The following is a 17731-nucleotide window of genomic DNA, read 5'->3' on the forward strand; positions in this document are numbered from 1 at the left end:
CCATTCACCAGCTCGGTCGTCGGCCCGACTTCACGGAATAGCAAGCGCGAGTTTCAAAGCGGAGTTCACGGCCATGACCGTGCCCGGGCTGATCGTCCCGAGGAGTGCGCCGAGTTCATCACGACCTACCTGCTCGAGGTCGTCGGCGACGATCTGACCGACCAGCGGATCGGCTGAGGTCAGCGGGACCCAAGTCGGCAAGAGAGCATGCTTGTCGGTTGTTGTGATCCGCACGACCAGCACATCGGACAACAGCCGGTTGCGCCGATTGTTGGAGACGATCAACCACGGCTTCGGACCGTAACCGACGTCGACGCGATAGATCTGCCCACGGACCGGGGCCGAGTTCGTCATTCGGTGCCACCACCGTTCGCACGCCTGGCAGCACGCCGACGACGGAACTCCTGCGCTTCGGCCTCGTCATGCACCTCCGGCCAGACCTCGGCCAGCTGCCGATACCCCTCCTCCAGCGCCTCATCGATCAACACCTGCGCGCCGATCGCCATCAGTACGCGAATCACGGTCGCCTCGGAAGACTCCGAACTCAGTTCGTAGCCGAGATGTGCAGCGATGGATTCGAACAGCAGCCACTCCGGCCCCGTCCGATTACTGAGCGTCGAGAGCGTGCGTTCCTCCCGCTCAGTCAGCGTTAGCGTCGTTCGTCTCGTCATGCATCAGATGCTACATCGATATCGATGCGATAACAATCATCAGCTGGTGATGCACCACTGCGCATCACATCCTTTTGTATCACTCAGTTCAAAACCGTGCTAGCGTCGGACGCATGCCGAGGCCGAGACAGTTCGATGAGGAGCGGGCAGTCGATGCCGCCGTTCGGGCGTTCTGGACGGCAGGCTACGACGGAACCTCGACGCAGGATCTGTGCGAGGCGACCGGGTTGGGACGGAGCAGCATCTACAACACCTTTTCGAGCAAGCATGATCTGTTCCAGCAGGCGTTGCGGCGGTACATGACCACCAAGAACGCCACCACGTTTGCCGTACTCGAGGGCGATCAGCCGGCCAAGGCCAAGATGCGGACGTTGTTGCAGCAGGTAGCAGAGGCGCCGGACGAAGATCCGATGGGCTGCTTCGTGGTGAATTCGATCGTCGAACTCGCACCGCGCGACGCGGACGTTGCTGCGGCGCTGCGCGATGACCACGAGCTACGCTTGGCCGCGCTGACGACAGTGTTCGAAAGCGGTAGGCGGGCAGGGGAAATCGACAAGGCGAAGGATGCGCAGGCGTTAGCGCACTTCATGATCGCCACCATTTCAGGGATGCGCGTGGCAGCCAGGGGCGGCGCAGAGCGAGCCACGCTGGAAGCCATCGCCTCGACCGCACTGGCCGCTCTCTGATCCAGAAATGCACGACTACAGCATCTTTCGCCATGCCCAAGTTTTGAACTAAATGATCTAAAACAAGAGAGGTACCCATGCCGTTCGCCGTCTACATCCTCGGGTTGTCCATTTTCGCCCAGGGCACCTCGGAGATGATGCTCTCCGGCCTGCTCACCGAGCTCTCCACCGATCTCGGTGTCTCCATTCCACAAGCCGGACTGCTCATTTCGGCGTTCGCGCTGGGCATGGTGATCGGCGCGCCGGTACTCGCGGTGGCGACGCTGCGGTTGCCGAAGCGCACCGCGCTGCTCGGGTTCCTCGCGATCTTCGTGGCCGCGCACATCGTCGCCGCGCTGACCGACGACTACTGGGTGCTGTTCGGGACCAGGGTGATCGGCGCGTTCGTCTACGCCGGATTCTGGTCGGTCGCGGCGACCACCGCGATCAGCCTGGTGCCGGAGAACGCGCGCGGCAAAGCGATGAGCATCGTCGCGGGCGGACTCACCATCGCGACCGTCGTCGGCCTGCCCGCGGGCACCGTGATCAGCCAGCACCTCGGCTGGCGTGCGGCGTTCTGGACGGTGGCGATCATGTCCGCGCTCGCCATGATCGGCGTGCTCGCCAAGATCCCGGCAGATCGCGCGGCGGTCGCCCCCGACCTACGCAAGGAACTACGCAGCATGGTCAACCCGCGACTGTGGTTGTCCTACAGCACCACCGCGCTCTCCATCGCCTCGCTGCTGGTCAGCTTCGCCTACCTGGGTGCGCTGCTGTCGCAGACCACCGGCCTGACCGACGGCTGGATCCCGGTCGTGCTCGCCGTGTTCGGCGTCGGCGGTTTCGTCGGCATCGTCCTCGGCGGCCGCACCGCCGACACCCACCCGATCCGCACCCTCTACGTCGGCATCGCGGGCGTGGTCGGCACCTCGGTGCTGCTCGCCCTCACCGCAGAGCACACCGCACCGGTCGTTGTCCTGACCTTCCTGCTCGGCGCCTTCGGTTTCGGCACCAACCCGACCCTGAACAGCCGAGTCTTCAACCTCGCCCCCAACGGCCCGACCCTCGCCCCCGCGTTCAACGTCTCCTCGTTCAATGTCGGCATCACCCTCGGCCCGTGGCTCGGCGGCCTCGCCATCGGCGGCGGTCTCGGCTACGCGTCGGTCGCCTGGATCGGCGCCGTCGTCGGCATCGCCGCCCTCGGCACCGTAACGTGGGAACAACTCGTCACCCGCAAGCCCGCACGAATCCCCACCCCCGAAGCCGACCCCCGCGTCCCCGAACTCACCCACTGAAACCACAACTCGCGCCGCACTTCCCACCCGGAAGCGCGGCGCGAGCCCATTCCCCAACCCTCAGGCCGTCAAACACCCAGGCCCGAGCAGCGCCTTCAAATCGCCCATCAACGCCGACGACGGCGAAACTCGCAGACTGTCATCGAGTTTCAGCAACGTGGTCTTCTCGCGGGCGCCGACATGGCGGATGTGTACGTCGGAGGTGCCCGGATGCCTGGACAGGACCTTCTTGAACTCGCTGATCTTGTCGGGGGTGCACATCCGGGTGGTCATCGTGACCGCGAGCGGCTTGGCGACGCCGATGGAGGACAGGTCGGGCACGGCAAGGTCGTTGGCGATCAACGAGATCCGGTCGTCGCGCACCGAGACGCGCGCCTTCACCAGCACCACCGCGTCCTCGACCACGTCCATCCCGTACACCGAGTAGGCCTGCGGGAAGAAGAGCACCTCGATACCACCGGAGAGGTCTTCCAGCTGAGCCGACGCCCAGGCCAGGCCGTTCTTGTTGATCCGCCGGTTCACCGAGGCGAGGATGCCGCCGAGGGTCACCTGGGCGCCGTCCTTGACGTCCCCTTCGAGGATCGCGGGGATCTGCGTATCCGCCTGCGCCGCAAGGACATGCTCGACGCCGTTGAGCGGATGCCCGGACACGTACAGGCCGAGCATCTCGCGTTCCAGCGCCAGCTTGTGCTTGGACTCCCACTCGTCGTCGGGCACCTTCACGTTGAAGATCGAGGACACCGACTCGTCCGCGTCGACGCCGCCGAACAGGTCGAACTGCCCGATCGCCTCGGCCTTCTTGGTGGACATCACCGCGTCGATGGCATCCGAATGGATCAGCAGCAGCCCCTTGCGCGGATGCCCCAGCGAGTCGAATCCGCCTGCCTTGATGAGGGATTCGGTGACCTTCTTGGTGCAGGCGATCGCGTCGATCTTGTTCAGGTAGTCGGAGAAGTCGGTGAACTTCGACTTCTCCTTGCGCGCGGCAATGATCGAGGACACCACGTTGGCGCCGACGTTGCGCACCGCGCCGAGCCCGAACCGGATGTCCTTGCCGACCGAGGCGAAGTTCAGCTCGGATTCGTTGACATCCGGCGGCAGCACGGTGATGCCGAGGCGACGGCAGTCCGACAGATAGACCGCGGCCTTGTCCTTGTCGTCGCCGACGGAAGTGAGCAGGCCTGCCATGTATTCGGCCGGATAGTTGGCCTTGAGATAGGCGGTCCAGAACGAGACGAGCCCGTAGCCCGCGGCGTGCGATTTGTTGAACGCGTACCCGGCGAACGGAAGGATGGTGTCCCACAGAGCCTTCACCGCGGCCTCGGAGAACCCGTTGTTCGTCATGCCCTCGTGGAAGCCCTTGTACTCGGCCTCCAGCACCTCGAGCTTCTTCTTACCCATGGCCTTACGCAGCGCGTCGGCCTTACCCATGGTGTAGCTGGCGACCTTCTGCGCGATGAACATGATCTGCTCTTGGTAGACGATCAGACCGTAAGTTTCGGAGAGAATGTCCTTCAGCGGCTCTTCGAGCTCAGGATGGATCGGTTTGATCTCCTGCCGCCCGTTCTTGCGGTCGGCGTAGTCGTTGTGCGCGTTCATGCCCATCGGACCGGGGCGGTACAGCGCGAGCACGGCGACGATGTCGTTGAAGCCGGTGGGCTGCATGCGGCGCAGCAGGTCGCGCATGGGACCACCGTCGAGCTGGAACACGCCGAGAGTGTCACCGCGCGACAGCAATTCGTAGGTCGCCGGATCGTCGAGCGGCAGGTTGTCCATGTCGAGGTCGAGGCCGCGGTTGGCACTGATGTTGTCCAGGGCGTCACCGATGACGGTGAGGTTGCGCAGGCCGAGGAAGTCCATCTTCAGCAGGCCGATGGCCTCGCAGGACGGGTAGTCCCAGCCGGTGATGATCGCGCCGTCCTGGGCCCGCTTCCACACCGGGATGGCGTCGGTGAGCGGTTCGGAGGACATGATGACCGCGCAGGCGTGCACGCCCGCGTTGCGGATCAGGCCTTCCAAGCCACGCGCGGTCTCGTAGATCTTCGCGACATCCGGGTTGCTGCCGATGAGTTCGCGGACCTCGGCGGCTTCCTTGTAGCGCTCGTGGTCGGGGTCGGTGATGCCGGCGACCGAGATGTCCTTCGCCATGATCGGCGGCGGCAGCGCCTTGGAGATCTGGTCGGCGATCGCGAATCCGGGCTGACCGAACAGCACGCGCGCCGAGTCCTTGATCGCGGCCTTGGTTTTGATGGTGCCGAACGTGATCACCTGGGCGACTCGGTCGCTGCCCCACTTGTCGGTGGCGTAGCGGACCATTTCACCGCGGCGGCGATCGTCGAAGTCGATATCGATATCGGGCGCGGACGGGCGCTCCGGGTTCAGGAACCGCTCGAAAAGCAGGCCGTGCGGAAGCGGGTCGATATTGGTGATGCCGAGCGCGTAGGCGACCAGCGAACCGGCCGCCGAACCACGGCCGGGGCCGACCCGGATGCCGACCTCTTTCGCGTGCGTGACGAGGTCGCCGACGACGAGGAAGTAGGCGGGGAAGCCCTTCTGCTTGATGACGTCGAGCTCGAAGTAGGCGCGCGTGTAGTACTCGTCGGGCACACCGTCCGGGAAGCGGCGGGCCAGTCCGCGATCTACCTCCTTGCGCAGGAACGAGTCCTGATCCTCGCCCTCGGGGACGGGGAAGATCGGCATGCGGTCCTTGAAGGCCCACACGTCGTCGTAGGACTGCACCCGCTCGCCGATCAGCACGGTGTTGTCGCAGGCGCCGGGCACCTCGGCGTCCCAGAGCGCGCGCATCTCCTCGGCGGACTTCAGGTAGTAACCGTCACCGTCGAACTTGAACCTGGTCGGGTCGCTGAGCGTCTTGCCGGTCTGAATGCACAGCAGCGCTTCGTGATTGGTCGACTGATCCTTGGTGACGTAGTGGCAGTCGTTGGTCGCGATCGGCGGGATGCCGAGCTTCTTGCCGACCTCGAGCAGACCTTCGCGGACCCGGCGTTCGATGGACAGGCCGTGGTCCATGATCTCCAGGAAGAAGTTGTCCTTCCCGAAAATTTCCTGCCATTTCGCAGCTGCTTCCAGCGCCTCGCGATCGTGGCCGAGGCGCAACCGCGTCTGCACCTCACCCGACGGGCAGCCGGTGGTGGCGATGATGCCCTCGGCGTACTGGGCGATGATCTCCTCGTCCATGCGCGCCCACTTGCCGAGCTGGCCTTCCAGCGAGGCGAGCGAGGACAGCTTGAACAGGTTGCGCAGGCCGGTCGCGTTCTCCGCGACCATCGTCATGTGCGTGTAGGCGCCGGAACCGGAGACGTCGTCGCCCTTCTGGCTCGGATCGCCCCACTGCACGCGCTTGGTGTCGAACCGGGACGCGGGCGCGATGTAGGCCTCGATGCCGATGATCGGCTTGATGTCGGCCTTCTTCGCCGAGTTGTAGAACTCGGAGGCGCCGTACATATTGCCGTGGTCCGTCATGCCGACGGCGTTCATGCCCAGCCGTTTCGCCTCTGCGAAGAGCGGAGAAATTTTGGCCGCACCGTCGAGCATGGAGTACTCGGTGTGGTTGTGCAGGTGAACGAACGATCCGGACGAGGCGGCCAAGACGGTCCTTCCTCCCAAGGTCTCGACGGGGGTTGGCTGGACCGATTCTAGGGGTCCCCACCGACTGGTTCGGACAGGCGCGCGGCGCCTGCGCAGGTGTTCGGCGTGTCGGTGGCAAAGATCACCGGCGCGTCTCACGACTCACCGTACGTGCGTCTGAATTCCGCTAGCCGACCCGGGGGCGGCACGCGCTATGGGGTAACCGCGCGCCGGAGTCCTTGTCCACGACCCGGACGCGATAATCAGCGCATGAATGCACGGCCTACACCCCGGATTCCGGATCCGCGATGACGACGACCGTTGTCGCGCTCGTCGTCTCGGCCGCGTTGATCGCCGGTGCGCTGGTGATCTGGCCGCGGACCCGCCGGGTGGTCACCACACCGGCCGAACGGGCCGTGCATTCGGCGCTGCACACCGCGTCGCTGGCGGCGCTGCCCCTGCGGCGCGGGCTAACCGCAGACTCGGCGCAGGAAGCCGCACCGCATCTGCGCACCCTCACGGGGGCCGAGGCGCTCGGCATCGCCGACCCGGACGGCACCCTGCTCGCCTGGGCCGGGCCACACGCCGAACTCGCCGAGCACTTCACCGCCGCGGCCGCACGGGCCGTCGCGGGCGAACGGCCGGTGCTTGTCGCCGGGCCAGGCAACGGCGCGCACGCGGGTCGGACGCTGATCGCCCAGCCGCTGCTCATCGAAAGCACCGGCGTCGCAGGCGTTCTGGGCGTGGTGACCGGTGGACAACCGGGGCCAGGATGGCTCGGCGCGGTGGCCGAGGTCGCCCGATATGCCTGCGGCCAACTCGAATTGGCCGAACTGGATGCCTCTCGGGCCCGGCTCGACCGTGCCGAGGTGCGCGCGCTGCGCGCCCAGATCAGCCCGCATTTCATCTACAACGCGTTGAACACCATCGCCTCGTTCGTGCGCACCGACCCGGACCGGGCCAGGGAGCTCATCCTCGAATTCGCCGACTTCACCAGGTATTCGTTCCGCGCCGCAGGCGAATTCACCGTGCTCGCCGACGAACTGCGCAACATCGAACGCTATCTGGCACTCGAACGCGCCCGCTTCGGTGACGCGCTCCAGGTGCGGCTGCAGATCGCGCCTGAGGTCCTCGGCGTCGTGCTGCCGTTCCTCGCGCTGCAACCGCTGGTGGAGAACGCCGTCCGGCACGGCTTGGCCGGCGCGGCGCGCGGCGGCACGGTCAGCATCACCGCCACCGACGCAGGCACCGACTGCCTGATCAGCGTCGAGGACGACGGCGTCGGCATGGACCCGGAGCTGCTCCGCTCCGGCGCGCTCGACGCCATCGAAACCGGGAGCGGCCCAGCCGGTTCCGGCGCGTCCGCGCACGTCGGCCTCGCCAACGTCGACGACCGCTTGCGCGCCGCCTTCGGCAACGACTACGGCCTCGTCGTGGAAACCGCGCCAGGCGCAGGCACCAAAATCAACCTGCGCATCCCCAAATTCCGCGCGGGCATCCAGGCGTGACGCGCACGAGTGGCACCTGGCTGCGGCATTCGTCGAGAGCTCCACTCCGTGGTGTGCCACTCGCCGCGCCGCATACGATGGAGCGGTTGTGACGCGGACCACCGAGACATCGGCCGGTAGCGTGCGCGTGCTGGCCGTCGACGACGAGAAGCCTGCTCTGGACGAGCTGGTGTATCTGTTGCGCGCGCAGCCGGGTGTCGGCGAGATCCACGCCGCGGCCGACGCGACCTCCGCGCTGCGGGTGTTGCGCGCCCATCCGGTCGACGCGGTGTTCCTCGACATCAACATGCCGGGCCTGGACGGGATGGAGCTGGCAGGCATCCTGTCGGAGTTCGCGAATCCACCCGCGGTGGTCTTCGTGACGGCCCACGACGATCGGGCGGTGTCAGCCTTCGATCTCGGGGCGGTGGACTATCTGCTCAAGCCGCTGCGGGAAGCGCGGCTCGCCGAGGCGGTGCGCCGGATCGTCGCCACCCGTGCCGCCGCAGCACCTGCCGTCGACGGGTCGAAAGCCGATCCGAGCGAGGTGATCCCGGTGGAGCTCGGCGGCGTGACCACGCTGGTGCCGCGGTCGAGCGTGAGCTGGGTGGAGGCGGACGGCGACTACGCGCGGCTACACACCAGCGGTGGCTCGCATCTGGTTCGAATTCCGTTGTCCGCGTTGGAGTCCCGGTGGGAGGATGCGGGTTTTCTGCGGGTGCACCGGTCCTATCTGGTCGCGTTGCGACTGGTGACCGGGCTGCGCACGGTCGGCACCGGAACGGTGGTGTGTCTGCGGGCCGATGGCGCCGCGGCGGCGGTGGAGCTGCCGGTCAGCCGCAGGCAGGTGCGCGAGCTGAAACAGCGCCTGGTGCACGGGCCTCGGCAGCAGTGGGGCGGCCAATGACGGGTCCGCAGCGTCCGGTCCGGCAGCGCGTCGTGCTGTCGGAGCGGCGGGGCGCGCGGCGGGTGCGCACGCGGATGGAAGTGGTCGAGCAAACCGAGATCGGTGCGGCGTTGATCGAGGGCCTGATTCGCGCCCAGCTCGGGCTCGCGCTGCGCTTCGGCTTCGTCACTATCGTCGTGCTGTGTTCGCTGCCTGTACTTTTCGGCATCGGGTCGGTGGGATCGGTGGTTGTGCTCGGCATCCGGCTGCCGTGGTTGCTGCTCGGTATCGCGGTGTATCCGCTGCTGTATCTGGTCGGCCGGGTGTATGTCCGGCTGGCCGAACGCAACGAGCAGGACTTCCTCGATTTGGCCGAGGACTGACATGCGTACCCAGCCGAACCCGCGACCGCGTATCGACACGTCCCGCGCCGAATACTTGACCGACCGAGCATCATCCGCACGCCTCGAGCTGGCCCGATGACCGGATCGGTGCCTGCGCTGACGGTGCTCGCGCTGCTGTTCGCCGCGTTCGCCACCGTCGCGATCGGCGCGTACGGAGTTCGCCTGGCGCGCACCACCTCCGATTTCCTCGTTGCCTCGCGCAGCGTCAGATCCGGCTGGAACGCCGCCGCCATCTCCGGTGAATACCTTTCCGCCGCCTCCTTTCTCGGCGTCGCCGGACTGATCGCGAAGTACGGCGCGGACGCACTCTGGTATCCGGTGGGATTCACCGCGGGCTATCTGTCGCTGCTGCTGTTCGTCGCCGCACCGCTGCGCCGGTCCGGCGCCTACACGGTGCCCGATTTCGCCGAATTCCGTTTGGGCTCACTGCGTTTGCGCAGACTCGCCGCGACCGTGGTGGTGCTGGTGTGCGCGGTGTATCTGATCCCGCAGTTCCAGGGTGCCGGCTTGACGCTGCACACGCTGCTCGGCCTGCCCGACTGGGTCGGCGCGGTCGCGGTGGGTGCGATCGTGATCGCCAACGTGGCAGGCGGCGGCATGCGGTCCATCACGCTGGTGCAGGCCTTCCAGTACTGGTTGAAATTGACCGCGGTCGCGATTCCCGCGCTGGTGCTGCTCGGGTACTTCCTCGCCGAGGACCGTGCGCTCGGCGCCCCCGCTCCCCCGGTGGTCACCGAGCGGACGGTGGTCGACATCCGCACCGACGTGGTGGTGCAAGTCGGTGCGGCGCAGGAGGTTTCGATCACCGGAAAGCTCGACGACCGGCAGGTCGATGGGCAGGTGCTGCTGACGCCCGGCCCACACGAGCTGTCGGCGGGCACCGAGTTGGTGCTGGATGCGGGGGCGGCGGTGCCGGTGGTGGCCGGTGCGCCCGCCGACGGCGCGGGCTGGCTCGAACCCGGCGGCGGCTTCGGCGGCACACATCCGACCTACCAGGTGTATTCGCTGATCATCGCGACCTTCCTCGGCACCATGGGTTTGCCGCATGTGCTGGTGCGCTTCTACACGAACCCGGACGGCAGGGCCGCCAGGGCGACGGCGCTCGCGGTGATCGGGCTCGTCGGGCTGTTCTATCTGTTCCCGGTGCTGCTCGGGGTGTTCGCGCGGCTGTATGTACCGCAGCTGCTGATCACCGGAACCTCCGATGCCGCAGTGGTTTTGCTGCCGGGCTCGGTGGTCGCCGGGCTGCCGGGCCAACTGCTCGCGGCGCTGGTTGCGGCAGGGGCGATCGCCGCATTCCTGTCCACCTCGTCGGGCCTGCTGGTGAGCATCGCCGGCGTGCTGAGCACCGACATGCTGCGCGGACGAATTCGCGACTTCCGGGTGGCTGCGGTGGCCGCAGGGACGGTGCCGCTTGCCCTTTCGCTCACCGTCGCGTCGCTCGACCTGTCCCGCACGGTCGGGCTCGCGTTCTCGGTGGCCGCCTCCACCCTGTGCCCGCTGCTGGTGCTCGGCATCTGGTGGCGCGGCCTCACCGCGACAGGTGCGGCGGCCGGGCTGATCGCGGGCGGACTGGTTTCCGGTGGGGCGACGGTGGTTTCGGTGACCGGCGGCATCTCCGACGCGGTCGCGGGCGGCTGGCCCGCCGCACTGCTCGGCTACCCGGCAGCGATCAGCGTGCCACTGGCATTCGCCGCGATGGTGGTGATCAGCAAGCTGACCACCGGCCCGAGTGCGCGACGGGTCGGGCGCATCTTCGTCCGGATGCACGCACCGGAACGGCTCGGCATGGGCGCCGATCGCGAGGGCAGCCTGCGCTCGCAGTGACGCCGATTCCGACAACCGTTCGTCGCGCCGAATCGACCGTTCACCGCACAATCGGCGGGGTTCCCGGAGTGACCCAGGCCACATCACCATTTCCTCATACAGGGCTGGCTACGGTGCTGGACACGTAAGCCTTGTTCCCACGCTAGGACCACCATGACCAGTACCGAACTCGACGGCTCCGCCTCCCGGCGTACCCCGAGTGCAGCAGAATTCGCCGAAGTGCAAGCCAGCCCCGATTTCCAGGAGTTACGAAAGCGGCTGCGCCGCTTCGTCTTTCCGATGACCGCGCTGTTCCTGCTGTGGTACCTCAGCTATGTGCTGCTCGGCGCGTACGCGCACGACTTCATGGCGAACAAGGTCTTCGGCAACATCAACGTCGGATTGTTGCTCGGCCTCGGGCAGTTCGTCTCCACCTTCGCCATCACCGCGCTCTACGTCCGGTTCGCCAACCGGGAACTGGATCCGCGTGCGGCGGCCATCCGCACCAAGCTCGAGGGAGGCCAGGCGTGAATCACGTCAGCACCTACGCCGCTGCCACCACCGTCGGTGAACCGGCCGCGAATATCGGCATCTTCGCGGTGTTCGTCGCGATCACCATGGTCGTCGTCATCCGCGCCAGCCGCAGCAACGCCACCGCCGCCGACTTCTTCACCGGCGGGCGCGGCTTCTCCGGCCCGCAGAACGGCATCGCCATCGCGGGCGACTACCTTTCCGCCGCAAGCTTTCTCGGCATCGCCGGGGCGATCGCGGTGTACGGCTACGACGGGTTCCTCTACTCCATCGGATTCCTGGTCGCCTGGCTGGTCGCGCTGCTGCTCGTCGCCGAAATGCTCAGGAACACCGGCAAATTCACCATGGCCGATGTGTTGAGCTTCCGGCTCAAGCAGGGGCCGGTGCGCACCGCGGCAGCGTTGACCACGCTTGCGGTGTCGCTGTTCTACCTGCTGGCCCAGATGGCCGGTGCCGGTGGTCTTGTCGCGCTGCTGCTCGACATCTCCAGCAAGTCGGGCCAGGCCGTGGTCATCGCGGTCGTCGGCGTGCTGATGATCGTGTACGTGCTGGTCGGCGGCATGAAGGGCACCACGTGGGTGCAGATCATCAAGGCGGTGCTGCTGATCACGGGCGCCGCGCTGATGACGGTGATGGTGTTCGCCAAGTTCGGTTTCAACCTGTCCGACATTCTCGGCTCGGCGCAAGAGCACGTGACCGGGTCGGCGAACAAGGCGGTCGCCGCGCGTGACGTGCTCGCGCCAGGCGCGCAGTACGGCGGCAGCGCCACCTCGAAGCTCAACTTCCTGTCTCTCGGTCTGGCACTGGTGCTCGGCACCGCGGGCCTCCCGCACGTGCTGATGCGCTTCTACACCGTGCCGACCGCGAAGGAGGCGCGCCGATCAGTCGTATGGGCGATTGGGCTGATCGGCGCGTTCTACCTGTTCACCCTGGTGCTCGGCTACGGCGCCGCCGCCATCGTCGGACCGGACCGGATCCTGGCCGCCGCAGGCGGACAGAACTCCGCCGCACCGCTGCTCGCGTTCGAACTCGGCGGCGTCATCCTGCTCGGCATCATCTCCGCGGTCGCGTTCGCCACCATCCTCGCGGTGGTCGCCGGGCTCACCATCACCGCGGCGACCTCGTTCGCGCACGACATCTACGCCGGAGTCATCAAGCGCGGCAAGGTCGATGACAACAAGCAGGTGCGGGTCTCCCGGATCACCGCCGTGGTGATCGGCGTGCTCGCGATCGGCCTCGGCATCCTCGCCAACGGGCAGAACATCGCGTTCCTGGTCGCGCTGGCGTTCGCGGTGGCGGCGGCGGCGAACCTGCCGACGATCCTGTACTCGCTGTTCTGGAAGCGCTTCAACACCACCGGCGCGCTGTTCAGCATGTACGGCGGGCTGATCTCGACCATCGTGCTGATCGTCTTCTCGCCCGCGGTGTCCGGCAACAAGGCCGCGATGCTGCCCAGCTTGGACTTCGACTGGTTCCCGCTGTCCAACCCCGGAATCGTCTCCATCCCCTTGGCTTTCGCGCTCGGCATCATCGGCACGTTCCTCGGCCCGAAGGATGAGAACCCGGCCGTCGCCGCCGAGATGGAGGTCCGTTCGCTCACCGGTGTCGGCGCCGAAAAGGCGGTGGCGCACTGAGTCGCCAGGGCCGACTCCGTCGGCCTGCCGTCCCATGAGCGATGCCCGGTAATCATTGCCCCCTTGTTCTCTCGTAAGGAGATATCGCGTTGACCAGCGCAACCACCGATCCCCGCGACACCACGACCCCGGCGGCCTACCCGCCGCCGGACGGGTTCGCCGCAACGGCGAATGCCGATGCGACGCTGTACGACCGGGCGGCGGCCGATCGACTGGAGTTCTGGGCTGAGCAGGCCGGTCGTTTGCACTGGCATCAGCCGTGGCGCCAGGTGCTGGACTGGAGCGACGCGCCGGTGGCGAAGTGGTTCGTCGACGGCAAGCTCAACGTCGCCTACAACTGCGTCGACCGGCACGTGCTCGACGGGCACGGCGACCAGGTCGCCATCCACTGGGAAGGCGAACCCGGCGACTCGCGCGATATCACCTACGGAGAACTTCGGGACGAAGTATCAAGGGCGGCAAACTACCTCACCGAGCTGGGCATGCGGGTCGGTGATCGGGTCGCCATCTACATGCCGATGGTGCCCGAGGCCATCGTCGCCATGCTGGCCTGTGCCCGGCTCGGCCTCACCCACTCCGTGGTGTTCGCAGGCTTCTCCCCCACCGCCCTGCGCCAGCGCATCGATGACGCCGAAGCCAGGCTGGTGATCACCACCGACGGCCAGTGGCGGCGGGGCACCGCGGCACCGCTCAAGGCGGCCGTGGACGAGGCGCTCGGCGGGGTGCACGACACGGTTGAGCACGTACTCGTGGTGCGCCGCACCGGAATCGAGGTGCCGTGGACCGAGGGGCGTGACCTGTGGTGGCACGACACCGTCACCGATGCGTCGCCGGAGCACGAGGCGCAGGCGTTCGACGCCGAGCACCCGCTGTTCATCCTCTACACCTCAGGCACCACCGGAAAGCCCAAGGGCATCCTGCACACCTCCGGCGGCTACCTCACCCAAGCCGCCTACACCCACCACAACGTCTTCGATCACAAAGCCGGACAAGACATTTACTGGTGCACCGCCGATATCGGCTGGGTCACCGGACACAGCTACATCGTCTACGGACCATTGGCCAACCGCGCCACCCAGGTCGTCTACGAAGGCACCCCCAATTCCCCCGACGAGCACCGCCATTTCCAGATCATCGAAAAATACGGCGTCACTATTTATTACACAGCCCCGACACTGGTGCGTACGTTCATGAAGTGGGGCAGGGAGATTCCCGATGCCCATGACCTGTCCTCACTGCGCCTGCTCGGCTCGGTGGGTGAACCGATCAACCCAGAGGCTTGGCGCTGGTATCGAGACGTCATCGGCGGCAACCGCACTCCGATCGTCGACACCTGGTGGCAGACCGAGACCGGCGCGATCATGATCTCGCCGCTGCCCGGTGTCACCGCGGCCAAGCCCGGCGCCGCGATGACACCGCTGCCCGGCGTCTCGGCGAAGATCGTCGATGACGACGGCGTCGAACTCGACCGCGGCGCCTCAGGTTTGCTCGTCCTCGACCAGCCGTGGCCGTCGATGCTGCGCGGTATCTGGGGCGACATGGCGCGCTTCCGCGAGACCTACTGGGCTCGGTTCGCCGCCACCGGTTGGTATTTCGCCGGTGACGGCGCCAAGCTCGACGCCGACGGCGACCTCTGGGTGCTCGGCCGGGTCGACGACGTGATGAACGTGTCGGGGCACCGAATCTCCACCGCTGAAGTCGAATCCGCGCTCGTCGGACACGCGGGGGTCGCCGAGGCCGCCGTCGTCGGGGCCAGTGACGCCACCACCGGACAGGCCATCGTCGCGTTCGTCATCCTCACCGCGGGCACGGCGAATACCGGCGACGCGCTGATCGGCGAGCTGAAAGCCGAAGTGGCCCGCGAGATCAGCCCCATCGCCAGGCCGCGCGAAATCCACGTGGTGCCCGAGCTCCCGAAAACCCGCAGCGGCAAGATCATGCGCCGCCTGCTCCGTGACGTCGCCGAGGGCCGCGAGCTCGGCGACACCTCGACCCTGGTGGACCCCAAGGTCTTCGAGGCGATAGCCCGCGGGTAGCGCCCGCCTCGCGGCGGACCCGGCACGATGAGGGGCCGGGTCCGCCGGGCGAACCGAGGGGTGTTCGGAAAGGCCGTGCGCGGATACGCTTTCGGGGTGCGATGCACCGCGCTCCGTTTCTTCGCTGTCCTCGGTGGTGTCCTCGTGTTCGTGGCCGCGCTGCTCATCGCGGCGCCCGGCGCGCACGCCCAGATCGATAAACGCTGCTACACCAACAGCGCGGGCACCCGCTGCTACTACCTGCACATTCCGCCTGGTGACTCCGCAGGCAAGCCGTTGATGGTGTACCTGCACGGCTGCAATGATCCGATCGCGCACCCGAACCCCACCGGGTTCTCGCTCACCCGGGTCGCGGACGAAATGGGTTTCGTGCTCGCCTATCCCATCCAGGACCAGGCCGCCAACGCGTTGTACTGCTGGAACTGGGACAAACCAGGGAACCAGGAACGCGATCGCGGTGAGCCGTCCCTCATCGCGGGCATCACCACCACCCTGCTCGACGACCTCGACCTCGACCGGTCCCGCGTCTACCTCGGCGGCTACTCCGCAGGCGGCGCGACCACCACGAACCTCGGCGCCACCTACCCCGACCTGTACGCCGCGATCGCCCCCATGGCAGGCGCCCCCTACCGCACGCAACTCGGCGGCCAGGTCGTCATCGACGCGATGGGCCCGCGCGCCCGCCCGATGCCGACATTCTTCCTGCAGACCCTTTTCGACCAGGTCAGCAACATCGTGATCGGCCGGACGAACCTGGCCCAGTGGCTGGACGCCGACAACCTCGCCGACCCGGGTTCCGCACCCCTGCTCCCGACCGGTGTGGAGTTGCTCATGCCAGGCCGAGGCATCCCGATCCCCCTCACGCTCGAGCACTACGCCAGCCCCCGCGGCTGCGAACTGGCCCAATTCACCACACCTCTCGTGGCCGAACACGCTTTCGGCGCCGCCATCCTCCAACAAGATTTCGGCATCGACGTCCAACGCAACCTCATGCGCTTCCTCCTCGCCCACCGCATGACCGCAGCCCACCAGGCCTGCTAGCGCCCGATCCAAGGTTTCCCCGCCAACCCCCATCGGGTACCCCGAACCCGGCGGACCCGGCCACCCGATCGATGAGGGGGACCGGGTCCGCCGCCACGGTTCCCGCGGATTCGGTAGCCATGCCTACGCCACGAACGGAGTTTTGCTGCGGGCGTCACGCAAAGCTTCGGCCCACCAGAGGAGTTGGTCGAGGGTGGTGGTGACGGATTCTTCGAGGTCGGGGTCGCGGCGGGGCCAGGTGCCGTCGGCGGCGAAGCGTTGCCAGGCCTTGGCGATGGTGATGGTGCGGCGGATGGGGACGGCGTTGAGTTCGCCGAAGATCTGGCGGAGGTGCGCGGCGGCGTGGCTGCCGTCGGAGTCGGTGCCGTAGCCGACGACGGTGACCGGTTTGGCGGCCCATTCGGTGTCGAACCAGTCGATGGCGTTCTTCAGCGCGGCCGGGAAGCTGCGGTTGTATTCGGGGGTGACTACGACGAAAGCGTCTGCGACGCAGAGGCGTTCGCTGAGCGCGCGGACGGCGGCGGGAAGTGGTTCGTCGGGGCCGGTCAGTTGGTCGGGCAGGCCTGCGGTCGCCAGATCGACGCGGTCGAGGTCGAGGTCGCGGCGACCGAGCCGACCGGCGAACCAGTCGGCGACGGTGGGGCCGAACCGCCCGGCGCGGGTGCTGCCGAGGATCAGCACCACCCGCAACCGGCCACCACTGCGCCTCGAATCACCGCTCGAGGCAGCGGTCATCGCGCGTCCTTGACCGGTGCGTCGAGGAAGGCCGGGATCATCGGCAACAGCAGCTCCGGGCGATGCACCAGCGTGATGTGCGACGTGCCCGGCAGGATCGCCAGCTGCGAATTGGGCAGCCCCGCAGGCGTATCGCCCATGATGCCGCCGCCGAACAGGCGGAACATCTCGACGGCGTGCTCGGGCCGGACGATGTCGGAGTCACCGATCACGGTCAACGTCGGGGCCTTGACCTGGCGGGCCGCCTCCGGCGTGACGACCGGGATCGCGTTCTGGTCGTGCTCCTTGACCCGCGCCACCAGCCGGGGGAAGTCGTCGGGTCGCGGCGCGTTCTTCAGGTAATCGGCGTGGAACGGGGAGCCGTGCAGCATCTCCGGTTGCAGATCGGCGAGCCCGTCGAGCAGGCCGGGGTGCATGGCGTTCGCGTCGAGACCGCCTGCGGCGAGGATCTGCTTGCGAACCAGCTCGGGATGCTTCAGCGTAATCTCCAGTGCCACACCGGCACCCATGCTGTAGCCGAGAATGTCGGCACGCTGCACGCCGATGCTGCGCAGCAGTGCGACGGTGTCTTCGGCCATCTGCGGCGTGCGCAGCGGGCGGTCGATGTCGGCGGTGCGGCCGTGCGCCTGCTGTTCGACGGCGATGATCTGGCGGGACTTGGCCAGTTCCGGGATGAGCTGACCGAAGTCGGTGTCGATGCCGGACAGTGCGCCGTGCAGCAGCACCAGCGGCGGCTGGTCGGTCGGGGTGCCGTGCACTTCGTAGTACATGTGCAGGCCGTTGACGTCGGCGTAAGCACCGGGCTTGGCCGGTGCGGCCTTGGTGTTCTCCTCGGCGGTTCCGCAGCCTGCCAGCACAGCGGTCGCGGCGAGAACGGCGGCGGCGAAGACGGTGGTGAGTTTCATGTCGAGCTCTTTCGGTAGGTTTGTTCCTGCGTTGTCACCAACTCTGG

The 17731-nt window shown here is 67.1% G+C and carries 15 protein-coding genes; 10 read left to right on the forward strand and 5 right to left on the reverse strand.

The window, feature by feature from the left end; translation table 11 throughout:
• Positions 1-30 precede the first annotated feature (30 nt).
• On the reverse strand, positions 31-354 hold the full coding sequence (locus NA11_RS38720) for a type II toxin-antitoxin system PemK/MazF family toxin (RefSeq protein ID WP_069167073.1): 324 nt from the start codon (positions 352-354) through the stop codon (positions 31-33).
• Positions 351-671 (reverse strand): hypothetical protein, encoded by a 321-nt coding sequence (locus tag NA11_RS38725; RefSeq protein WP_069167074.1) that lies wholly within the window; start codon positions 669-671, stop codon positions 351-353. Before NA11_RS38725 ends, NA11_RS38720 begins: the two co-directional genes overlap by 4 nt.
• Before the next feature lie 113 nt (positions 672-784).
• Here NA11_RS38725 and NA11_RS38730 point away from each other — a divergent pair, with 113 nt between their 5' ends.
• On the forward strand, positions 785-1357 hold the full coding sequence (locus NA11_RS38730; RefSeq protein WP_069167075.1) for a TetR/AcrR family transcriptional regulator: 573 nt from the start codon (positions 785-787) through the stop codon (positions 1355-1357).
• Positions 1358-1434: 77 nt separating this feature from the next.
• A complete protein-coding gene (locus NA11_RS38735) occupies positions 1435-2631 on the forward strand; it encodes a Cmx/CmrA family chloramphenicol efflux MFS transporter (protein WP_069167076.1) in 1197 nt (398 codons plus the stop codon).
• A 60-nt stretch (positions 2632-2691) separates the two neighbouring features.
• Here the strand turns inward: NA11_RS38735 and dnaE are convergent, their stop codons facing one another.
• On the reverse strand, positions 2692-6240 hold the full coding sequence (gene dnaE, locus NA11_RS38740; protein WP_084655457.1) for a DNA polymerase III subunit alpha: 3549 nt from the start codon (positions 6238-6240) through the stop codon (positions 2692-2694).
• A 287-nt stretch (positions 6241-6527) separates the two neighbouring features.
• On the opposite strand from dnaE, the gene NA11_RS38745 reads away from it, so the two are divergent.
• From NA11_RS38745 to NA11_RS38780, 8 genes are all read left to right on the forward strand, one after another.
• The gene (locus tag NA11_RS38745) at positions 6528-7727 is read left to right on the forward strand and encodes a sensor histidine kinase (protein ID WP_069167077.1); all 1200 of its coding nucleotides are present in this window, start codon (positions 6528-6530) and stop codon (positions 7725-7727) included.
• 88 nt (positions 7728-7815) lie between these two features.
• Entirely contained in the window at positions 7816-8613 is a 798-nt protein-coding gene (locus tag NA11_RS38750) for a LytR/AlgR family response regulator transcription factor (protein ID WP_069167078.1), read from the forward strand.
• Positions 8610-8975: a hypothetical protein gene (locus NA11_RS38755; protein WP_069167079.1), complete on the forward strand. Its 366-nt coding sequence runs from the start codon at positions 8610-8612 to the stop codon at positions 8973-8975. Before NA11_RS38750 ends, NA11_RS38755 begins: the two co-directional genes overlap by 4 nt.
• Positions 8976-9071: 96 nt before the next feature.
• Positions 9072-10823 (forward strand): sodium/solute symporter, encoded by a 1752-nt coding sequence (locus tag NA11_RS38760; RefSeq protein WP_069167080.1) that lies wholly within the window; start codon positions 9072-9074, stop codon positions 10821-10823.
• Between the two features lie 153 nt (positions 10824-10976).
• On the forward strand, positions 10977-11333 hold the full coding sequence (locus tag NA11_RS38765) for a DUF485 domain-containing protein (protein WP_069167081.1): 357 nt from the start codon (positions 10977-10979) through the stop codon (positions 11331-11333).
• The gene (locus NA11_RS38770; RefSeq protein WP_069167082.1) at positions 11330-12967 is read left to right on the forward strand and encodes a monocarboxylic acid transporter; all 1638 of its coding nucleotides are present in this window, start codon (positions 11330-11332) and stop codon (positions 12965-12967) included. Before NA11_RS38765 ends, NA11_RS38770 begins: the two co-directional genes overlap by 4 nt.
• 89 nt (positions 12968-13056) lie before the next feature.
• Entirely contained in the window at positions 13057-15003 is a 1947-nt protein-coding gene (acs, locus tag NA11_RS38775) for an acetate--CoA ligase (RefSeq protein ID WP_069167083.1), read from the forward strand.
• A gap of 96 nt (positions 15004-15099) precedes the next feature.
• Positions 15100-16044, forward strand: a complete 945-nt coding sequence (locus tag NA11_RS38780) for an extracellular catalytic domain type 1 short-chain-length polyhydroxyalkanoate depolymerase (protein ID WP_167837824.1) — start codon at positions 15100-15102, stop codon at positions 16042-16044.
• Between the two features lie 123 nt (positions 16045-16167).
• Here NA11_RS38780 and NA11_RS38785 read toward each other — a convergent pair whose 3' ends face one another.
• Together NA11_RS38785 and NA11_RS38790 are read right to left on the reverse strand one after the other, a co-directional pair.
• Complete coding sequence (locus tag NA11_RS38785; protein WP_069167085.1) at positions 16168-16779, reverse strand: NADPH-dependent FMN reductase; 612 nt, start codon at positions 16777-16779, stop codon at positions 16168-16170.
• A complete protein-coding gene (locus NA11_RS38790) occupies positions 16776-17684 on the reverse strand; it encodes an alpha/beta fold hydrolase (RefSeq protein WP_069167086.1) in 909 nt (302 codons plus the stop codon). The genes NA11_RS38785 and NA11_RS38790 overlap by 4 nt, the downstream gene beginning before the upstream one ends.
• Between the last annotated feature and the right edge of the window lie 47 nt (positions 17685-17731).

It is taken from the genome of Nocardia altamirensis NBRC 108246 (assembly GCF_001612685.1).
GTDB lineage: Bacteria > Actinomycetota > Actinomycetes > Mycobacteriales > Mycobacteriaceae > Nocardia > Nocardia altamirensis.

What these genes read in the sequence shown, in the direction of transcription:
- NA11_RS38760 (WP_069167080.1), top strand. Translation starts at nt 9,072, where the DNA reads ATGACCGGATCGGTGCCTGCGCTGACGGTGCTCGCGCTGCTGTTCGCC.
- NA11_RS38755 (WP_069167079.1), top strand. Translation starts at nt 8,610, where the DNA reads ATGACGGGTCCGCAGCGTCCGGTCCGGCAGCGCGTCGTGCTGTCGGAG.
- NA11_RS38725 (WP_069167074.1), bottom strand. Translation starts at nt 671, where the DNA reads ATGACGAGACGAACGACGCTAACGCTGACTGAGCGGGAGGAACGCACG.
- NA11_RS38765 (WP_069167081.1), top strand. Translation starts at nt 10,977, where the DNA reads ATGACCAGTACCGAACTCGACGGCTCCGCCTCCCGGCGTACCCCGAGT.
- NA11_RS38720 (WP_069167073.1), bottom strand. Translation starts at nt 354, where the DNA reads ATGACGAACTCGGCCCCGGTCCGTGGGCAGATCTATCGCGTCGACGTC.
- NA11_RS38735 (WP_069167076.1), top strand. Translation starts at nt 1,435, where the DNA reads ATGCCGTTCGCCGTCTACATCCTCGGGTTGTCCATTTTCGCCCAGGGC.
- NA11_RS38790 (WP_069167086.1), bottom strand. Translation starts at nt 17,684, where the DNA reads ATGAAACTCACCACCGTCTTCGCCGCCGCCGTTCTCGCCGCGACCGCT.
- NA11_RS38785 (WP_069167085.1), bottom strand. Translation starts at nt 16,779, where the DNA reads ATGACCGCTGCCTCGAGCGGTGATTCGAGGCGCAGTGGTGGCCGGTTG.
- NA11_RS38745 (WP_069167077.1), top strand. Translation starts at nt 6,528, where the DNA reads ATGACGACGACCGTTGTCGCGCTCGTCGTCTCGGCCGCGTTGATCGCC.
- NA11_RS38730 (WP_069167075.1), top strand. Translation starts at nt 785, where the DNA reads ATGCCGAGGCCGAGACAGTTCGATGAGGAGCGGGCAGTCGATGCCGCC.